15 protein-coding genes and 1 tRNA gene are annotated in these 21090 nt (G+C 31.5%); 10 read left to right on the top strand and 6 right to left on the bottom strand.

Annotation, left to right across the window (positions count from 1 at the left end; translation table 11 throughout):
* The first annotated feature begins 16 nt into the window (after nucleotides 1–16).
* The 4 genes from dprA (at nucleotide 17) to K337_RS0110245 (ending at nucleotide 4784) form a co-directional block, all read left to right on the top strand.
* Nucleotides 17–1072, top strand: coding sequence for a DNA-processing protein DprA (gene dprA / locus K337_RS0110260; RefSeq protein ID WP_037029326.1), 1056 nt, complete (start codon nucleotides 17–19; stop codon nucleotides 1070–1072).
* Nucleotides 1073–1099: 27 nt separating this feature from the next.
* Nucleotides 1100–3721 carry a type I DNA topoisomerase gene (gene topA / locus K337_RS18220; protein WP_084140852.1) on the top strand — a complete coding sequence of 874 codons (2622 nt, stop codon included), beginning with the start codon at nucleotides 1100–1102 and terminating at the stop codon, nucleotides 3719–3721.
* A 122-nt stretch (nucleotides 3722–3843) separates the two neighbouring features.
* A complete protein-coding gene (locus K337_RS18215) occupies nucleotides 3844–4329 on the top strand; it encodes a ferritin-like domain-containing protein (protein WP_051251707.1) in 486 nt (161 codons plus the stop codon).
* Nucleotides 4330–4571: 242 nt separating this feature from the next.
* On the top strand, nucleotides 4572–4784 hold the full coding sequence (locus tag K337_RS0110245; protein WP_028856529.1) for a hypothetical protein: 213 nt from the start codon (nucleotides 4572–4574) through the stop codon (nucleotides 4782–4784).
* Between the two features lie 82 nt (nucleotides 4785–4866).
* On the opposite strand, the gene rpsI is transcribed toward K337_RS0110245, so the two are convergent.
* Both rpsI and rplM read right to left on the bottom strand, forming a co-directional pair.
* Entirely contained in the window at nucleotides 4867–5256 is a 390-nt protein-coding gene (rpsI, locus tag K337_RS0110240) for a 30S ribosomal protein S9 (protein ID WP_028856528.1), read from the bottom strand.
* Nucleotides 5257–5276: 20 nt separating this feature from the next.
* Complete coding sequence (gene rplM / locus K337_RS0110235; RefSeq protein WP_028856527.1) at nucleotides 5277–5693, bottom strand: 50S ribosomal protein L13; 417 nt, start codon at nucleotides 5691–5693, stop codon at nucleotides 5277–5279.
* Nucleotides 5694–6115: 422 nt separating this feature from the next.
* On the opposite strand from rplM, the gene malX reads away from it, so the two are divergent.
* From malX to K337_RS0110220, 3 genes are read left to right on the top strand one after another with little or no spacing between them, the layout of a single operon-like run.
* Complete coding sequence (gene malX / locus K337_RS0110230; protein WP_245584881.1) at nucleotides 6116–7684, top strand: maltose/glucose-specific PTS transporter subunit IIBC; 1569 nt, start codon at nucleotides 6116–6118, stop codon at nucleotides 7682–7684.
* 53 nt (nucleotides 7685–7737) lie between these two features.
* Nucleotides 7738–8886: a MalY/PatB family protein gene (locus K337_RS0110225; protein WP_028856525.1), complete on the top strand. Its 1149-nt coding sequence runs from the start codon at nucleotides 7738–7740 to the stop codon at nucleotides 8884–8886.
* Nucleotides 8887–8934: 48 nt separating this feature from the next.
* Nucleotides 8935–10296, top strand: a complete 1362-nt coding sequence (locus K337_RS0110220) for a helix-turn-helix domain-containing protein (RefSeq protein ID WP_028856524.1) — start codon at nucleotides 8935–8937, stop codon at nucleotides 10294–10296.
* A 67-nt stretch (nucleotides 10297–10363) separates the two neighbouring features.
* Here K337_RS0110220 and K337_RS0110215 read toward each other — a convergent pair whose 3' ends face one another.
* Complete coding sequence (locus tag K337_RS0110215; RefSeq protein ID WP_028856523.1) at nucleotides 10364–12205, bottom strand: PTS fructose transporter subunit IIABC; 1842 nt, start codon at nucleotides 12203–12205, stop codon at nucleotides 10364–10366.
* 332 nt (nucleotides 12206–12537) lie between these two features.
* Here K337_RS0110215 and K337_RS0110210 point away from each other — a divergent pair, with 332 nt between their 5' ends.
* Complete coding sequence (locus K337_RS0110210; RefSeq protein ID WP_028856522.1) at nucleotides 12538–14628, top strand: BglG family transcription antiterminator; 2091 nt, start codon at nucleotides 12538–12540, stop codon at nucleotides 14626–14628.
* Nucleotides 14629–14641: 13 nt separating this feature from the next.
* Nucleotides 14642–15619, top strand: coding sequence for a type I phosphomannose isomerase catalytic subunit (locus K337_RS0110205; RefSeq protein WP_037029324.1), 978 nt, complete (start codon nucleotides 14642–14644; stop codon nucleotides 15617–15619).
* Between the two features lie 119 nt (nucleotides 15620–15738).
* Here K337_RS0110205 and K337_RS0110200 read toward each other — a convergent pair whose 3' ends face one another.
* The 3 genes from K337_RS0110200 to recJ form a co-directional block, all read right to left on the bottom strand.
* Nucleotides 15739–16782: a hypothetical protein gene (locus K337_RS0110200; RefSeq protein ID WP_028856520.1), complete on the bottom strand. Its 1044-nt coding sequence runs from the start codon at nucleotides 16780–16782 to the stop codon at nucleotides 15739–15741.
* A 278-nt stretch (nucleotides 16783–17060) separates the two neighbouring features.
* Nucleotides 17061–17148, bottom strand: a tRNA-Ser gene (locus K337_RS0110195).
* Between the two features lie 342 nt (nucleotides 17149–17490).
* Nucleotides 17491–20061, bottom strand: a complete 2571-nt coding sequence (gene recJ / locus K337_RS0110190) for a single-stranded-DNA-specific exonuclease RecJ (RefSeq protein ID WP_037029323.1) — start codon at nucleotides 20059–20061, stop codon at nucleotides 17491–17493.
* Nucleotides 20062–20267: 206 nt separating this feature from the next.
* On the opposite strand from recJ, the gene K337_RS0110185 reads away from it, so the two are divergent.
* Nucleotides 20268–21017, top strand: a complete 750-nt coding sequence (locus K337_RS0110185) for a nitroreductase family protein (protein ID WP_028856518.1) — start codon at nucleotides 20268–20270, stop codon at nucleotides 21015–21017.
* Nucleotides 21018–21090: the final 73 nt, after the last annotated feature.

The raw sequence follows: 21090 nt of genomic DNA, 5'->3' as shown, positions 1-21090 counted from the left end.
CGTGGAGGTGAAAGCTTTGGATTCTTGGTATAAATTGAGAGTAGCGGGAGTAAGAGACAGTATAATAATTAAACTGATGAATTTGTGTGAAGAATTTGAAGAAATTTTTCTCCATGACAGGTCATTTTATAATAAAATTATGAGGTTTAAATACGAAGATATTGATAAAATTTTAAATTCTTATAAAATTAATCTTGATTTTTATAGGGAAAAAATGCTAGATTTAAATATTGAAACAATTTCTATAAAGGAAAGAGAGTATCCATTATATTTGAAAAACATCTCTCATCCACCAGTTTTTCTATACATAAAGGGGAAGATGAACTTTTATGACAAAAATATAGGAGTGGTTGGAACACGGAAGATGACTAATTATGGAGAATCTGCGTGCAGGGAATTAGTGGGAGACTTAGTAGGAGCAGGAGTTACTATAACCAGTGGATTAGCAATTGGAGTAGATGTAACTGCTCATAAGAGGGCCTTGAACCTAGGTGGAAATACCATAGCTGTTGTAGGAAGTGGGTTAGATGTGATCTATCCTCCTGAAAATAAATATGAATGGGAACGAATCGCTAAAGAAGGGACCCTTATAAGTGAATATCCATTAGGTGCTCCTCCAGACAGGTATAATTTTCCCAGAAGGAACAGGATAATAGTGGGATTGACCAGGGGAGTTACAGTAGTAGAGAGTTATAAAAAAGGCGGAAGTTTAATAACTGCTAAACTGGCTTTAGAGGAAGGCAGAGATGTATTTGTTATTCCGGGATTTCCAGACTATATATCCTTTGAGGGGAATAATAATCTCATTAAAGACTCCTATGGTAAGTTGATTACCTGTGGAAAAGATATATTGGAGGAGTATGGCTGGGATGGAGAAAATCAAATTAATGTGAAAATAGATATAGATTCAGAAGAGGAAAAGGTGTATAGTGTATTGGTTGTAGAAAAAAGTTTGGATGAACTGATAACTGAAACACATATTCCTATAGGAAAACTTTTGGGATTATTAACAAATTTAGAATTAAAAAAACTTGTGAGAGCTATTGCAGGTGGTAAATATAGAAGAGTGTAGTAAAGACAAAATATTGGAGTGATAGAAGTGGCTAAAAAAAATCTAGTTATAGTGGAGTCGCCGGCAAAGGCAAATACTATAAAGAAAATATTAGGACGTAACTATGAGGTTACAGCCTCATATGGACATATAAGGGACCTTCCCAAGACAAAGATGGGGATAGATATAGAGAATGATTTTACACCCTCTTATTCGACAATAAAGGGTAAGGGTGAAATAACCAAAAACTTGAGAGCATTGGCAAAAAAATCAGATAAAATTTATCTGGCAGCCGACCCGGATAGGGAAGGGGAAGCTATAGCTTGGCATATAGCTCATATATTAAAATTAGATCCAAAAGAAAAAAATAGGATAGAATTTAATGAGATAACTAAAACTGCAATAAGAGACGCAGTAAAAAATCCTAGAACCATAGATCAAGACAGGGTCGATGCACAACAAGCAAGAAGATTATTAGACAGAATAGTAGGATACTCTATCAGTCCATATTTATGGCAACTAATATCTTCTAACACCAGTGCAGGAAGAGTTCAATCGGTATCATTAAAATTAATCTGTGACTTAGAAGATGAAATAAAGGCATTTATTCCTCAAAAATATTGGGAAGTAAGTGGAAATTTCAGTGATAACATAGATCTAAATCTCTATAAATCAGGGGATGACAGAGGAATCAAGATGTGGGATGAGGAAAAGATGGAGGAGTTAAAAAAATCTCTAGAAACACATCCGACTTTTGAAGTAACTAGCACTGAGATATCGAAAAAAACAAAGAAGCCGCCACTGCCATTAAAAACAAGTACATTACAACAATTAGCTTCATCATACTTAGGTTTTTCAGCTTCTAAAACTATGAGAGTAGCTCAGAGTTTATATGAAGGATTGAAAATAGATGGAACTCAAAAAGGTCTGATTACCTATATGAGAACTGACTCTACTAGAATATCAGAGGAAGCTCAAGGACAGGCTAAAGAATTTATTTTAGAGAAATATGGTGAAAAATATATAGGGAAAGAAAAGAAGAAAAAAACAGATGATAAAAAGAAAATACAGGACGCCCATGAAGCGGTAAGACCTACTTATATAGATTTAGAGCCAGAGAATATCGAGGAATATCTAAACTCTGACCAATACAGATTATACAAATTGATTTGGGAAAGATTCATAATTTCTCAATTAGCACCTATGGAATATGACCAATTTACTCTGATAAGTGGATATGATAAATACCAATTTAGAGGGATCGTAAATAAGGTAACCTTTGACGGATACTATAAAGTATTCAAAGAGGAAGATGAGATAAAAACAGCTAGTTTTCCTAGTATTGAAAAGGGAGATAAGTTAAATTTAGAAAAATTAAATATAAAGGCAGACGAGACTAAACCTCCTAAAAGATTTACTGAATCTTCATTGGTAAGAAAGTTAGAAGCGGATGGAATTGGAAGACCTTCTACCTATGCATCTATAATAGAAACTTTGAAGAAGAGAGAATATGTAGAGTTTATGGGGAAATCATTTGTACCTACTAAATTAGGTTATGATGTAGAAAAGATATTGAATAAATATTTCCCAAGAATATTAGGAGTAGAATTTACATCTAGTATGGAAGACGCTCTGGATTCAATCGAAGAAGGAGAAATAAAGTGGACCAATGTTTTAGATGACTTTTATGTAGACTTTAAAAAGGCTCTGGATAACTTTGATAAAGAGGTAGAAAAAATTACTAACAGAAGGATTGAATCTGATGTACCATGTCCAGTGGATGGCTGTACAGGGAAGATGCTCCTAAAAACAGGTAGATTTGGAAAGTATTTAGAGTGTGAACACTTTGAAACCTGTAGTGGAAGAATCCCATTAAAAACAGTGGAGATCGATGAGCAGGAATTAGAGGATGGGCATATCTTTATTAATGAGATAGTGCAGAAGAGAGAAAGAATTAAAAGGGGAATACCTACTGATATAGTGATCAAAGATGTCAGATATAACTTGAAAAAAGGTAGATTCGGGGAATACTTAGAGAGTGAAAATTATGAAACAGATAACAAAAGACTACCATTATCTAGTACTGTTATAGGTGTCTTGAGAGATGGAAGTATAGAGATCGATGTAGAGATGATAGCTCTAAAAGAAAGATTGTTAGAGATGAATGAATATTTTGAAGAAAAAGATACCGACATGAAAACACAAGATGGAACTATGATGATCTTAAAAAAGGGAAGATATGGAGAATATCTAGAAAGTGAAAACTTTGCTATTGATGAGATCAGAATACCACTGCCAACAAGCATAAAAAAGATGGTAAAAGAAGGGCAGTTAGAGGAAAAAGATGGAGTTATAATAATTAAATATCTATTGGATGAGATCAAAGCTGTAGAAGACAAGCTTATAGCTGAAGCTGGAGTATGTGAAAAGTGCGGTAGTAAATTTGAGATCAAGGCAAGTAGAAGGGGAAAATTCCTGGCTTGTAGTAACTATCCAACTTGTAAAAATACAAGGAAGATATTAAAAGATAAGGAAACAGGGGAACTTTCAGTAGCTCCTCCTGCAAAGAAAAAAGAACCAGTAAAAAAAGCTGTAGCTAAAAAAGCACCTGCAAAGAAGGCTCCGGCTAAGAAGAAAACAACAACTAAAAAAGTAAAAGAAGAAAAATAAAACTTGAAACCTCCTACTTATAAAAGTAGGAGGTTTTTTATATCTTCACATAAATTTCATATTTAAAGAGTAGAGTTAAGTAGGAGTAATTTAAAGAGGAATTCTAAAGGAGGCCGAGGAAGATGAAAAAGAAATTTATAGGAATTATAATGATATTGGTGTTGAGTAGTTTAACTTTTGCTGGTTACGGCCATACAGGAGCTGAAAAAGATAATAATGTGACGGTTCAGGAAATGATTAAATACGCAATAGAGGATGAAATCTTTGCAAAAACAGAGTATGACAAGATAATGAAAACTTTTGATATCGACAGACCATTTTCAAATATAAGAAGAGCTGAGGAAACTCATATGGAAATGTTAAAACCATTAATTGAAAAATATAATGTCAACTATGAAAAATTAGAGGAAAAAGATCTCGTAATTCCGGAAACTTTAAAAGAAACTTTTGAAATAGGAGTGCAGGCAGAGATAGATAATATAGCTATGTACGAAAAGTTTCTAAAAGATGAAAATTTACCTGATGATGTAAGGGAAGTGTTTACTTATCTCAGGGATGGATCGAAAAATCATCTCAGAGCATTTGAAAGACAGTTGAGTAAGTACTAACTCTAAGACCTCACTCTTCCTTCTTCTCTCTCCTAAATTAAGAGAGAGAAAGTTGAACAGAGAAGCGAAATTTGCGACGTCAAAAAAATAAAGTGAGTTAAAAAGCTTATGTTTTCGTTAGAGGGTGTGGGCTTTTTTTAATAAATATGAAATGAATAATGTTTTTAAAGGAAATTCAATAGAGTTAAATAATAACATTAATGTATATTGTTTTATTGGATAGCGAATAAGGGAGGTTTAATATGGTTCGATTTATTGATTTTCACGGAGAAATAAAAAGTTTTTATGGAGAACACTATCATACTTTTGAAGAAATAGAAGTAATAGGCTTAGAGGAAAAAGTATACATGTTAAAAATTGGAGAAGTAATTCATTATATCAGGAAAGACGTTTATGAAAAATTACAAAGGATACAAGCTTATAAAGAAAGTGAGGGAGAATCGTGTGAACATTGATGGTTGCCTTAAAGTTATAGATAAATAAAAAAAAGAGATGTATCTCCACAACAGTGGAAATATATCTCTTTTTGAAATAACCTTATCTCTTTGAGAATTGAGGTGATTTTCTTGCTTTTTTCTTTCCGAATTTCTTTCTTTCAACCATTCTTGAGTCTCTAGTTAAGAATCCAGCTTCTCTTAAAGCACCTTTTAAAGTTTCATCAGCCATTAATAATGCTCTAGCAACACCATGTCTGATAGCTCCTGCTTGACCAGTAGTTCCTCCACCATTTACGTTTACTTTAACTCCAAATTTCTCAGCAGTTTCAGTTAAAACTAAAGGTTGGTTTACGATATCTCCTAAGATTCCTCTTCCGAAATAGTCGCTCATTTCTTTTCCATTTATAGTAACACCTGTTTCACCAGGTACTAAGATTACTCTTGCTACTGAAGTTTTTCTTCTTCCAGTTCCTCTAAATTGTACAGCCATTTTAATTTACCTCCTATTTATTATAAAGATTTAGTTTCAGGGTTTTGAGCAGCATGCTCATGTTCAGATCCAACAAATACTCTTAATCTAGTTAATTGTTGTGCACCTAATCTGTTCTTAGGTAACATTCTCTTAACTGCTAAAAATAAAGCCTCTGCAGGGTTCTTAGCTAAAACTTCTTCTAATCTTCTCTCTCTTAATCCACCTGGGAATCCTGAGTGATTGTAATAAATTTTGTCAGTTAATTTTTTTCCTGTAACTGTGATTTTTTCCATGTTAGTGATTACTACGTAATCTCCACCATCGATATGAGGAGTATAAGTTACCTTATCTTTTCCCATTAATTTCTTTGCGATTTCTGCAGCTAATCTACCTAATACTACACCATCAGCGTCATAATGTAACCATTCTCTAACTACATCTTCTTTTCTTAACATAAAACTATATTTGTTTTTCACGTTTTGTTCCTCCTTGAAATAAATGTTATAAAATACTATTTATAACGGCTCCTCGTGGGAAAGGGCTTTATCTTTGATATTATATAACAGTTAGCTCATTGTGTCAATGATTTTTTGTTGACAGAATGATATTATTAGAGAGGGAAATTTAAATTTTTCTCTAATTTTATTAAAAAATCATATTGACTTGACTTATCTGTTATTTTTATTGGCTGAAAGAGTGAGATATAAGAAGGTTAATGTTTAAATATTTAAAGAATTTAACAGGGAGTAATTTCACTTCTCTTACTTTGATATGTCAAAACTTTTATTCCGAAAAAAGTGAAGAAAATAGAGAATTGAAAATAGCAGGACATGAAAGTATAATTTTAGTATATTTAAGTTTTAAGGGGGAAGGTTTTATGAGTACAGGTGCAATTAAAATGAAGAGTGCAAAAAAGTCAAACGGTGTTAGTGGATGGGAATTTTTTCAGAACTTAGGAAAAACTTTTATGTTACCGGTGGCATTACTGGCAGCTATGGGAATCTTGTTAGGATTAGGAGCCGCATTTACAGGGGCTACAACTATTGAGATGTTTCCATTTTTAGGAATACCAGCATTACAATTTATATTTAATTTTATGATCAAAATCAGTTTAGTAGCGTTTATTTTTTTACCATTGATGTTTGCAGTGTCCATACCTTTAGGATTAGCCAGGGAAAATAAGGAGATAGCAGCCTTTGCAGGATTAGTAGGATATATATCCCTGCAACTGGGAACAAATTTTTATCTGACATCTAGAGGAATATTGGAGTCTACCGATACAAGGATGATAATGGGAATAGAGAGTATAGATACGGGAGCCCTAGGTGGACTCATATGTGGTATCTTGGTTTATATGATTCATTCAAAGTATCAAAATATTGAACTTCCAGATGCATTTTCTTTCTTTGGAGGGACAAGATTTGTAGCAATAGCTACCGTACTTATTATGTCAATTGTGGGAATTATAGTACCTGTTATCTGGCCATTCTTTGAGACAGGAATATTAGCAGTCGGGAGCGGAATTCAAAAAGCAGGAATCTTTGGACCGTTTTTATTTGGAGCAGGGGAAAGACTCTTATTACCATTTGGGTTACATCATATATTAGTAGCGACAATAAGATTTACAGAAGCTGGGGGACAGATTGTGACTGCCAGTGGGGAAACTATATCAGGTGCACTAAATATATTTTATCATCAATTTACTCAGGGGCCAGAATTTGTATCCCCTCAATATACTAGATTTTTATCGCAAGGAAAGATGCCATCATTTATATTTGGATTGACAGGAGCAGCTTTTGCTATGTATAAATCATCTTTTTTAAAAAATAGAACGAAAGTAAAAGGTCTACTTATATCAGCAGTTGTAGCAGCAGCAGTAGGAGGAATTACCGAACCTATTGAATTCATATTTTTATTTATAGCACCAGTTCTTTACCTTTTTCATACTGTTATGACAGGACTTGGGTTTATGGTAATGGGGATCTTAGGTGTGGTTATTGGAAATACAGATGGAAATATAATAGATTTTTTCGTATTTGGAGTATTACAGGGATTATGGACTAAATGGTATTTAGTACTGCCAGTAGGAGTTATATGGTTTGGATTATATTATGTAGCATTCAAATGGTACATAGAAAAATATAATATATTGACTCCAGGAAGAGATGATTCTGAAGAAGCTGTAAACGCTATGGACAGCGGGGATATGGCAGGATATAATGCCAAAATAATGTTAGAGGCAATAGGCGGGAAAGAAAATATAGTCAGTTTGGACAACTGCATAACAAGGTTGAGACTGGTATTAAAAGATGCATCTATTATCGATGTAGAAGCTATAAAAAAAGCTGGAGCTGTAAATGTGGTAAAACTAAACGACACAAACGTTCAAATAATAGTTGGGACAAAAGTACAGGTATTAAAAAAACAGATGCAAAAACTTATTTAATAAAAAAGTATTTTAGGAGGCTGTCAAACTGCCTCCTATTCTTGGAGGAAAAGATGAATTTTGATAATGTAATTGATAGAAGAGGAACCTATTGTACCCAATGGGATTATATAGAGGATAGATTTGGAGAAGGAACGAAAAATTTAACGCCATTTACGATTTCAGATATGGATTTTCGTTCTCCAAAAGAGATAATTGAAAAAATAATTTCTAGAGCAGAACATGGTGTTTTTGGATATTCTCGTTGGAATCACACTGACTATAAGGGAGCGATAAAAAACTGGTTTTTTAAGAGGTGTGACACAGTTATAAAAGAGGAGTGGATCTCCTATTCACCATCGGTACTTTATTCTATTACATTACTTTTAGAAAAAATATTAGAAAAGAAGGGAAAAGTTATGACTCATACTCCTAAATATGATGGATTTACCAAATTATTACATCCTTATGAACTCTTTGAAATTCAGTTGAAAGAAGATGAAAAAGGGAAATATCATACGGATTTCATCAAGATAGAGGAGGGGTTCAAGGAGGGCGTTAAGGTTTTTTTACTTTGCAGTCCTCAAAATCCAACAGGGAAGGTATGGAGTATAGAGGAACTGACAACTTTAATAAGTTTGTGCATCAAGTATGATGTATATTTGATTTCAGATGAGATCCATATGGATGTTGTAAGAAAAAAACATACCCCAGTTTTAAAGTTGGATACTTTGAGATCCATCATTGTTTCATCGCCTTCAAAAACTTTTAATACTCCTACCCTTGGAGGATCATATGTGGTAATTCCTCAAAGAGATATCAGAGAGGCATTTATTGATCATATAAGGAATATAGACGGGGTCTCTACAGCAGCAGTATTTGGAGTTTTATCCACTATTTCTGCTTATAATGATTGTGATTACTGGGTAGATGAATTGAATAGATATATAGGTGAAAGTTTTGAACTAGTAAAGAAAGAATTGGATGGGTACATGGGGTTAAAAGTAAATATACCCGAGGCGACCTACCTTATGTGGATAGATTTTAAAGGAACAGGATTGAAAGCCGATGAATTTCAAGATCGTTTAATAAAAAAGGGTAAAGTTGCTATTATGTCGGGAGACGTTTACGGAGATTCTTATAAGATACGTTTAAATGTTGGATGTTCCAGAGAAAAATTAAGAAAAGGGATAGTGGGAATAAAATTGGCATTAAATAAATAGGAAAAATCTATCATCGTATTATATAATTTATATAGGCAGGTGATGACGATGAGTTTGAAACAAAAAGAATTAACTATTTTGATGTTGATAAATAAAAATCCCATTACAATAAAGAAACTTTCTCAAGAGATTAATCTCAGTGAAAGAAATCTTCGATATAGTTTGGAAAATTTAGAATATTATTTAAAACAATTTTTTAGAGAGACTGGGTTGATAAGGGCTCAAAAGAAGATATCTACAGAGATCACAGAGGAAGAAGTAAGAAATTTTTTAAATTATATATATAATGGACACTATATATATAGCAGCAAAGAGAGGCAGGATTATATATTAAATTTTTTCTTATTTGAGAATAAGCCGACTTTAAGAAAATTAGAAACTATTTTAGATGTGAGCAGAACTACATTAAAAAAAGATATACAGGGTTTAAAAAGTGAGTTGGAGGAATACAGCTTATATTTTAAATACGATGTAACCAGAATATATATAGGTGGAAGTGAAAAGAAGATCAGACATTTGATGATGTTAAAAGTGATCGATAGTTTGGGAAAATCAGAAGAAAAACATGTGAAACCAATAAAAACGATGGTAAAAAAACTAATTTTAACTCATCGAAATGAAATTGATAATAGGAAAATCGAAGAGGTTATCCATAGGATTGAAGAAGAATTTATGTATGGATTCTCTACAGAGTTTAATTTGATAATCAGACACTATCTCTGGGTGACTTTATTTAGAATATCCAGGGGACATTATATATTAAAAAAACACAATGCAGAATTTTTAAGAAATACATCTCAACATAAAATAGTTAAAAAAGCATTGGAGACAATAATCTCTCCAAAATTAACTTTTGAATTTATTCATCTGACAGAATATTTCTTAAGCAGTTCTTTAAATGGGAAGTATAATGATGAACTATTAAATATTCAACTATTTACATTTTATCTTTTAAAAAAAGTGGGGAAAACAGTAAATCATAATCTGTTAAAAGAGGAGTTATTTCAAAAAATATGCAGTTATTTAACTTCAGCCTTCTACAGGATGAAAAATAATTTCACCTTGGGAGCGACCCATAAAAATCAGTTAGAGGGAGATAAGATAATTACGATTTTAAATAAGATATCCAATAGAGATAAATATTTAAATGAAAAATTAAGGGATGAGGAGATCTATTTTATAGGAGAACTGATAGAAAAAGAGCTTGAAAATCAAGAAAAAAAAGTTATAAAACTTAGTAAGCTAATAGAAATTTCTAAAAAGAATAGCACCGATTTTAATGAAAAGTTATTTATAAAAGAGATATTAGAAGTTTATGGAGAGAGTATATTAGATGATATTAAGAGGAATTCATCAATTACTTCACCTTTAAAAAAATTGATAGAGGCAGATAAAGGTTCAAAGTTATGATAAATAAAAAGAAAAACAGGAATTTAATCACTCACGGCGATTAAATTCCTGTTTTTATATGTTAAGATTATTGTTTTTTAGGCTTTAATACAGAAGTAATAGTAGCAGTTATGATAGAACCAACGATTATAGCTATTAAGAACATGATCTTATTATCTACTACTGGAAGAACTATTAGTCCTCCGTGGGGGGCATGGTCAGCTACACTACCTATAGCAGCTATAATAGCTCCTATACCAGCACCAATCATATTAGCTGGGATTACTCTGAGTGGATCAGCAGCGGCAAAAGGAATAGCTCCTTCAGTGATACCAATACATCCCATAGCTAAGGCAGCTTTACCAGCTTCTCTTTCTTCACTTTCAAATTTCTTAGGAGCCATAAGGGTAGCTAATCCCATACCGATAGGTGGTACACAAATAGCAACTGCGATAGGTCCCATAACAGTAGAAACACCTTGACTAATCATACTAGCACCAAATAAAAATGCTACTTTATTAACTGGGCCACCCATATCGAAAGAGATCATAAGTCCCAAAATAAGAGCTAAGAGAACAGAACCTTGTTCCATGCTTTTAAGTCCATTAGTCATAAAATCCATAAATCCACTAATAGGGGCACCGACAATATGCATAATTAATCCAACTAAACATGTAGCAACCAAAGGAATAACGAAGATAGGCATAATAGGCTGCATACTTTGTGGAACTTTCCAACCTTTTACCCATTTAGCAATATATCCTGCTACGAAACCTGCGATGATTCCTCCTAAAAATCCTGCGCCTATATTGTTAGCAATAACTCCTCCAACAAGTCCAGGAGCTAAACCAGGTCTATCAGCGATACTAGAAGCGATAAATCCTGCTAAGATAGGAACCATAAGACCGAATGCAACTACACCTAAATCCAACATTTGCTTAAAAAATGGATTGGTAACAGCAGCACCTTCTCCAGCTTTAACTCCAGAAAGAGCAATAGAAAGAGCGATTAAAACTCCACCACAAACAACTAAAGGGAGCATATGAGAAACCCCATTCATAAGGTGTTTATATATCCCATTTTTTTCATTATTTTTAGAACTTTTACTTTTAGAAGTATTTCCTTTATATATAGGGGCTGTTGTAAGGGCCTGTGTTATTAGTTCATCAGGTTTTCTTAAAGCATCTTGAACTCCTACTTGAACTAGAGGTTTACCATGGAATCTATCCATATCTATATTTTTATCGGCAGCAACGATAATACCTTTGGCACGTTTTATATCATCATCTGTAAGTTGGTTTTTAATACCGATTGATCCATTTGTTTCAACTTTGATAGCAACTCCCATTTCTTTTGCTTTTTTTCTAAGAGAATCAGCGGCTAAATAGGTATGAGCTACTCCAACTGGACAAGCTGTTACTGCAAGTATTAAATCAGAAGATTTGGTAGAATTATCACTATCTTCTTCGATAATCTCTGTTCCTAAAATATTAATTATTTCATTTTCTGTGTTAGCTTTTTGTAATTTTTCAATAAATCTATCTTGAATGAATAAAGAAGTAAGTTTAGTCAATACCTCTATGTGAGTATCTCCTTGCTCTGATTTTGGGATAGCGAGTAAAAATACCAGAGTTACTTCATTATCTTCATCTATAGATTCCCAATCTTCGATAGGAGTTTTAAGTCTTGCGATTGCAAAAGTAGCTTTTTTTACAGCTGTAGATTTTCCATGTGGAATAGCGAGCCCCTCTTCTAAACCTGTAGGAGAAAGTTCTTCTCTGTCTAATACTGCTTTAAGGAATTCATCTTTGGATGCTAATACACCTTCACCATCTAATTTTTCTACTAATTTTTTAATGACTTCTACTTTAGTTTTTGCTTCTAAATCTAAAGTAATTAAATTCTTATTTGTTAAATTGCTTAACTTCATATTATTCCTCCCTTTTCTTTATGTTAAAATAGTACCACTTAAAATTTTGTTTTTAAATTATATATTTTTTTCAATCTTTTATGAATATTAGACGAAAAAAAATTAAAGGGATAGTTATTTTTATTTTGAAAATATAGATTAAAATACTATTGAAAATATGGCAATGCCTTACAATTGCTTGATTTTTTTAAAATTAATGTTGAAGTTGAAAGCCTGTACAAGACATTATTATAGTATTAAATTTTTTTCCTTTTTTTTTGAAGAAAATTTTGAAATGTATTTTTTTAATAATTTTTGTATAATTATAGTAATAAAAACTAAGGGGGAGGACGATGCTTAATAAAAGAATGCTTAATATTGTTGAGTATTTAATCAATAATAATGGACAGGGAGTTCTAAAAGAGATGCTTGGCTTAATTAAAGTAACTGAAAGAACTCTGAGGTACGATATAGACAAAATAAATGAATTTCTTTTAGAAAATAAAGTTGGAGAGATTATTAAAAGATCTAAGGGAAGGGTAGAACTTTTAAATTTTAATGGGGTAAAGCAATATTTAATAGCAAACTTTCATAGAATATTCTTTATAGAGTATAGAGATATCTCCATATTGATATCAATAATTTTTTGTGGAAAGGTAAATATATCTCATATCTGTGAAAAATTTGATCTCAGCAGACCTACGATAAATAATGATATGAAGGAAATAAAAAAAATGTTGTCTAAATATAATTTACAACTTATTTTGAACAATAAAGAAGGATTTCTTCTGGTAGGGAAGGAAGAGGATATTAGGAGGATACAATTAAAAATATTAAATAAATATTTTAATCTAAATAATTCTAATTCATTGGAAATAACTTATACAACTAGTTTAATAAAGGAAAATTTAGAGGACATTCAGTTAAATATGATTGGAAGCTTTATTGACTATATCACTAAATCTATAGATAAAGTTATCTCTGATGAAGCATATAGTATCATAAGAAATTATATTATCATTATGGTAGTTCGAGTAAAAAACGGTTTCTTTTTAAATAGTTCTTTAAATCAAATTTTTTTATCTAAAACAGATGAATTTTCAACTATTTCAAAAGCAATACCGATATTAGAAGCTGGGTACCAAATAAAACTAAATGAGTTTGAAATCTATAAAATCACAGATTATTTTTTAGGGAGTCATAGTTACAATCCCAAGATGTCTTTTTATGAGAATTGGATCGAAGTTGAGACCAATGTAAAGAAGATAATAGGAGAAGTTAGTGATGAAATACATTTAGATCTATCAAAAGATAAGTTTTTAATGGATGGACTTTTGAATCATATCAAACCTGCTATACATAGGGTTAAAAATAAAATAGAATTAAAAAGTTCAATTTATGCTGAAGTTATCCATGAATATCCAGAACTTTTTACAAAAGTAAAAAAATCTATGCTGCTTTTAGAAAAATTTATTGGGTTGCCATTTTCAGAAGATGAAATAGCTTATATAGTTTTACACTTTAAAGGGGCTGTAGATAGAAATTTATATCAAAAAAAAGAAACTAAAAGCATTTTATTGGTTTGTGGTGAAGGCTTAGGAACTTCTAGACTAGTAGAGCAGCAGCTAAAAGAAAGTTATAATATAGATGTAGTTGAAAGTATTCCGTTAAATCAGCTAAAAAACTTTATATCTAACGACAAGGAAAAAATAGATCTTATAATTACAACAGTAAAGATTAATGGGTTTGAGACTGGGATACCGGTAGTTCATGTAAAAACTATATTAAATTCAGAGGAACTGAAAAAAATAGACATGTATAATCTTCCAAAATATAATAAAAAAATCCTTTTATCTAATATATTAAATAGTTTAAAAAAGGGTGCTATTATTGAGAATGAAAAAATTATAATAGAGGAACTCAAGGCACATCTGGGAAATAAACTTGTGGATGATATAAAAGTAAAAGAATTATCGATATTAGATATTCTTCCACCTAGTAATATTAAATTAAATGTTAAAGTGGAGTCGTGGGAAGAGGCTATAAAAAAAGTTGGAGATATCCTTTTCGAAGGAGGGTATACATTTTGCGGCCATGGAGAAGAGATGGTAAGGTTGATAAAAAAACATGGTTCATATATTGTTGTAGTTCCTAATTTGGCTATCCCTCATACAAACAAAAAATTTGTAAAAAAAACAGGAATGAGTCTGATAACTCTTAGTGAATCGGTTTATTTTCCTGGGGAAGTTCCAGTTAATACAATTTTAGCGTTTTCTTCAGTAGATAACAAAAATCATTTTTCTGCTCTTTCTAATTTTTTAGAAATAGTGAAAAACTATGATTTTATAAAAAGGGCTCATAGAGCTTCTACACCGGAAAAAATTATAAAAATCTTTGAAAAATATGATTTTTTTATAAATTTAGGTAAAAATAAAAAAAATTAAGGAAGGAGACCTTATGGAAAACTTATATCCATTAAAATTTAAAAAGGTGTTTAAAGAAAAAATATGGGGTGGAAGAAGTTTTAGTGAAAAACTAAATATGGAACTGCCAACAGAGAAGTTATATGGTGAATCTTGGGAAGTTAGCTCCCATAAAAATGGAATGAGTGTCGTTGAAAATGGCGGATTAGAAGGAAAGACTTTGGAAGAATTATTTTTAGATTATAAAGGTGATTTGGTAGGAGAGAATATTTATTCTAAATATGGAGAAAAATTTCCTCTTTTAATAAAATATTTGGATATCAATGATAAATTATCTGTTCAAGTACATCCTAGTGACGATTATGCCCTAAGGGTAGAAGGGGAATTTGGGAAATCTGAATCGTGGTATATATTGGAAGCCAGCCCTGATGCCAAGTTGATCATGGGATTAAAAAATGGAATAACTCCAGAAAAATTTGCACAGAAAACAAAAAACAAAGATTTTGAAAATTTATTTAATATTATTTCAGTAAAAAAAGGTGATTTCATAAATGTAACTCCTGGACTTATCCATGCAAGTTTAGAAGGAAGTGTAGTAATATGTGAAGTACAACAAAACTCAGATATGACTTATAGAATATATGATTTTGATAGATTAGTTGATGGAAAACTTCGTGACCTTCATTTAGATAAAGCGATGGAAGTAATCGATTATGAAAACACTCCTCAGATTTCTACAAATAGAACGAGAAATAGTGTGGAGTTTGACGGCGGGTCAAAGCAGGAAATTGCTAGAGACAAGTATTTTAACATAGATAAGTTGTTATTGGATGGCAACTATAAAGATGTAGATAATGATTCTTTTATGATATATTCCATTTTAGAAGGAGAGGGAAACCTGAATTGTGGTGGTGAAACTTATCCTATAAAAAAAGGTGATACATGGTATATCTCTCCTAAATTAGAAGTAAGGATAGAGGGAAAATTAGAAATTTTAAAAACTTTCTTATAAAGTTAGTTTATATAGAGAGAAAAAATAGCTTCCCATAGGGAAGCCATTTTTTTATAATATGTATTTAGAGATTTTACATTATTTTTTAAACCCCCACCAAACTTAAGAGTACACTTTTTTTATTTTTCACTAAAAGAAGGTAATACATCTTCTTTAAAATATGGCTTTTGATCCACCCAAAAGATATAATTTACCTTCATAAAATCTTTTGCAAAGGCATGTAACATTGGTACAATATTTTTTCTTTTCTTTTGGATTTTAATAGAGTTTGTTTGTCCTATATAATTTCCATCTTGGATAGCAATTCCTAAAGGCACTGTATAACTATGCTCATGCATCATTGCAATAGTATGATTAAGTTGACCTTTTTTTGTTACCATTAAATCTGGCCCTCCTATACCTACACCTATTTTCTCTCCATAACTATATATCGATCTTAGATAACCATAATCGTCCCATGGTAACCACTCTCCTGGTATAAAATTAGCATATTGCATCGTTACAGATTTAGGGAATGCTTTTTTTAGAGCCAACATGTTATCTTTTATTGACTGAACATATTCCTTGGAAGTAAAAGTTTTATCGTATTTACAAGAAACTCCTATTGCTGTTTCTTGTAAGTTTACCCCTTCTATTCTTCCATCAAATTCTTTTCCAAGAGCTATCAAAAGTTTACTAAATCTTTTTTTCACTTCTGGATTCCAACTTTTGGCTACCCATCCTTCTGGTTGTCCATCATCTCCTCTTTGATACATCCCTCCATTATCATAAAAAGGTTTTTCTAAATAACTTGGGTATGCCTTTCTTTTTGTGCTAAAAGTTTTATCTTGTAATTGTATAAATAATTTTTTCCCATGAGATTTTAAGTATTGTAAATCTTCTTCTATTATAGAAAAATCATATATATCTTTTGATGTTTCTAATTGTTTCCATGAATACATTATTTGTGCCCCTTGAAAATTTGAATTTTTCAAAAAGGGATGATTGTGTATATCTTCTCTATCATGAGAAAAATAAACAAAGTTTTTTATACTCTTGTCCTTTATAGGAACTTTAGCATCCTCATATTTTTTATAAGCCTGCATATACCTTTCACTTTTATTCTTAGCACTAGCGCTTATTCCTAAAATTAGTGTGAATAATATTAACAATAATTTTTTCATCTTCGTCCTCCTCTATATTTTTATTTCTTTAAATTTATTTTAGCGAATTTTTGTGTTTATTTTGTGATAGAAAACTAATTAAATCAAAAATGATTATAAATATTCCAGTCCAACTCTTTAACAACCTATATCCTAAGAAATAAAAAAAGATGATCTCTGCAAATACAAAATCATCTATATATATTTCCTATAAAAAAATCTTTAAAATTTCTTATAAAGTTAGTTTATATAGAAATAAAAAAATGGCTTCCCAATGGGAAGCCTTAATTTTATATAAATGGCGATGAGAGAGGGATTCGAACCCTCGGTAGATTGCTCTACACATACGTTCCAGGCATGCGCCTTCGACCACTCGACCATCTCACCACTGCTCAACTATGATACTATATTCTATAGGATAAAGCAAGGAAAAACTCTAAAGATTCCATCTTTAATACGGGTCTATTTCGATTCACGATTATTAAAATTAGATATAACAAAATCTAATTTTAAATGTGATTGACGCAAAACAGACGAAAGAAGGTCAGTGGCTATAAAAACATCTATTACATAATCTAAAAGATTAAAAAAATCGAAACTCGCTATGCTCAAACAGTCGAATATTTTTTGAATCTTTTATTCCTATTTCATTAACGATATTTTTAAAAGGCCAAAAACAACAAAAGGATTACTTAAATTTTAAATGGTGGATATCAATGACAAATTTTTTTAAAGAACTCTTAAGATATCATCGGTAGAATAAATCATCTCAAATTTATCCAAATTGTCGATAATATGTGATTTTTTCTTAGTAGGCAGTTTTTTAGTGAAGTAAGTCTTAGTTTTATCATAATCTTTAACTATCTCAAACTCCTCCAAAATACTTATATTTGTAGGGAGGGTTAAGTTATCAACAATTTTAAGAGTCCCGTCTACATGGACATCTTCTTTTGTGATGACCATAAAATCTCCTTGAACTTGGGTAACAGGAAGTTCGTTGTAGAAAATATAGTAATCGTAACCATCAGAATATCTATCTGAAATATTTAAAAATTCAGAAAAATAATGGGGAAGGATATCTTTAGTTATAACTAAAGTTTTTTTGTTGTGTAATTTATTCCAAAGTCCCATGGTATAAATTATAGTTTTCATTCCACGATTTCCGGAATAGATAATTGTAGGGTTTTCTTTTTTTCTAAAAACTGTCGATAGAACTTCTTTTTGAAGAGTATTGTAATCCAAATCTCCTAAAATAAAAGTTTTAATATCCTTTAATATTCCCCCAGGTTTAAAATGATTAGTTTTAAAATTATGGTCATAATCTATAGTAATATGGATATTATAATTTTCATCTTTTTTTATAATTTCTGTAATTTTTACATTGAATTTTAAGTCGTAGTCGTAAGTTAAACTTTTTAATATACTTTCAGTCTGCTGGGGAAGGTAGCCTACAATAGATCTTCCAGAGTTTACAGTGATTCCATTGGAGTACTCAAGGTATGTAGAAGAATTGATATCTATGTCTCTTTTGGTATATATTACTTCTTTCATAGGAAATATCATATCATAGAGGTCGATGCTCTCCTTCAATAGATTTTTTTCTGAGTTCCCTTCTCTGATATCTTCTACAAACATCTTTACATTAAATCTATCCATATATGTATCCACCTTTAATTTAAAGGCCACATCAACAGATTTCATCTCCATTAACCTCTCAAAGTGATGAGAACTACCGAACCATACACAGTTTTTTAGAGCTGTACCGTTAGCAGAGACTGCATCAAACATGATATGAGTTTTATCTTTTCCTATCAATCTTACCCTATCTAAAATAACATTTTTTACCTCAAAGAGAGGTGTTGCATTTCCAAAACCATAGGGCTCAGCTTTTTCTAATTCATTGTTAAAATCATATGTAAGTTTTGTAAAACTAATCTCTTTGTCGATCTTTACAGGTTTTTTATAATCTTCATTGGACAGTTTAGAACCTGCCTCTTTATTTATTTTATTTCTGAATTCATTGACTTTGTCAGCATCTATGGAAAAACCTGCTGCTCCTGCATGGCCACCATATTTGATGAATATCTCCCTCATAGAATTTAATCCCTCGATAATTGAATATCCCTCGATACTTCTACAAGAAGCCTTTGAAATACCGTCTTTTTCCTCCATGATTATAGTAGGTTTATAGTATTTATCCACGATTTTAGAGGCTACAATTCCCACTACACCGTGATGAAACCCTACTCCAGAGACAACGATAACATTATCTTCGTAGTATCTATTTTTTTCAATCTCAGCTTCTACTTTTTCCAGGATATCAGCCTGTACTTCCTTTCTTTCAGAGTTCTGACCAATTAACTTCTTTGAGATCTCACGAGCTTCTACCATGGAATCACTGATTAGGAGTTTAACAGCCATCTTGGCATCTTCTAATCTGCCGGCAGCATTAAAGATCGGTGCGATTATAAATCCTACATCATAGGTATTAAATTTTTTCTCCTCTAAATCATCAAAGATAGTTTGGAGTAAGATCTGTAAACCTGAGTGATTTGTACGTTTTAACTGCTCTAATCCCAACTTAGTAAAAATCCTGTTTTCTGCCTTTAGAGGAACTATATCGGCAATGGTACCGATGGCAACTATATCCAAATATTGGTAGATCTCTTCCTTTCTGCCTAAAGTTTCATAGAGTCCCATCATCAGCATAAATGCAGTTCCAACACCAGCAAGATATTCAAATTTGTAGGAGTTGTCCTCCCTTTTGGGGTTGACCACAGCATATGCAGGGGGTAAAATATTATTTATGTCATGATGGTCGGTGATGATTACTTCTAAACCTATGGAGTTGGCATATTCCACCTCTTCTACAGACGAGACACCACAGTCTACAGTAATAACCAGGTCTCCTCCCTGTTCCTTGATGTGAGATAGAGATACATTATTTAAACCATATCCTTCATCTCTCAGTGGGATGTAGTAATCCACTTTATAACCTAATTCTTTTAAAGCTAAATAGCAAAGGGATGTAGAAGTTATTCCGTCTACATCGTAGTCACCATAGATAAATATTGTTTTGTCAGCCTTTCCCATCTCTATTATCTTATCTACAGATTTTTTCACATCGGAAAATTCAAAGGGTGAAACTATATTTTCTATCTTCGGGTGGATAAATTTTTCTATCTTTTCATGGGTATCTATCCCACGGTTAACCATTATATTAAGAAAATCTTTACTGAGTCCCAGGGACTCAAATTGTTTTGTATTGTGTACGTCTTTATGTATCCATCTTGTTTCCATATTTATTCCTCCAAACTCTCTCTAAATTCAAAATATTTTCCACAGATTAATGAGTTTAAACTCATTTTTTTTAGAACAAAAAATATCTGTAATCATGAATTATTTGAAATATTATTTTATAACTATATATTACCATAATTAATTTTTTTTGTTATCAGAATAAAAAGTTGTAGACTTGTAATAGAATAAAAAAATGGAGGTAAGGTATGAATGAAACTTTAAAAACTATAAATAACAGGGTATCCCTGAGATGGTATGATAAGAAAAAAATATCATCTGAGCATATGGATAAAATAATAGAATCGGCAATCAGTGCTCCTACAGCGGGGAATATGGTTATGTATTCAATTATTCATATTCAAAATAAGGAAACTATGGAAAAATTAGCGATATCCTGTGATGATCAACCTTTTATAAAAGCAGCTTCCGATATACTGATTTTTGTAGCTGACTTTAAAAAATGGAATGATTATTTCAAAGATGAAGGAATGTATAAAGAGGGGAATAGAAAGATTGGTAAAGCAGAGATGATATTAGCATTTGAGGATGCAATGATTGCCTCTGAGAATGCAGTAATTGCAGGAGAAAGCTTAAATATAGGAAGTTGCTATATAGGTGATATATTAGAAAATTGTGAGTATCACAAGGAATTATTAAATCTACCTGAATATACTATCCCAATTGGAATGTTAACCTTTGGATATTACCCGGAAGATTATAAAAGAATAAAAAGAAAAAGGTTTGACAAAGAGTTTGTGGTGTTCAAAGAGAAGTATAAAGAACTTGATAAAGAAGAAATAAAAACTATGTTTAAATTAAAAGAAGATGAATTTAATTCAAAAGAATCGAATAAAGGTAAGAGATTTGTAGAGGCTTTTTATAATAGAAAAACAAATTCAGATTTTATGGAAAACTTTGAAACTTCAATAGACGAGTGGTTTAAAAATTGGAAATAAAAAAAGATTACTTCTATGTATTAATACATAGAAGTAATCTTTTTTACTAAACGCATAGGTCTCCTACCAGAAG

The sequence above is a fragment of the Psychrilyobacter atlanticus DSM 19335 genome, from assembly GCF_000426625.1.
Classification (GTDB): domain Bacteria; phylum Fusobacteriota; class Fusobacteriia; order Fusobacteriales; family Fusobacteriaceae; genus Psychrilyobacter; species Psychrilyobacter atlanticus.
The sequence above is the reverse complement of the archived record's forward strand: the minus strand, read 5'-3'. Positions and strand labels throughout refer to the sequence as shown.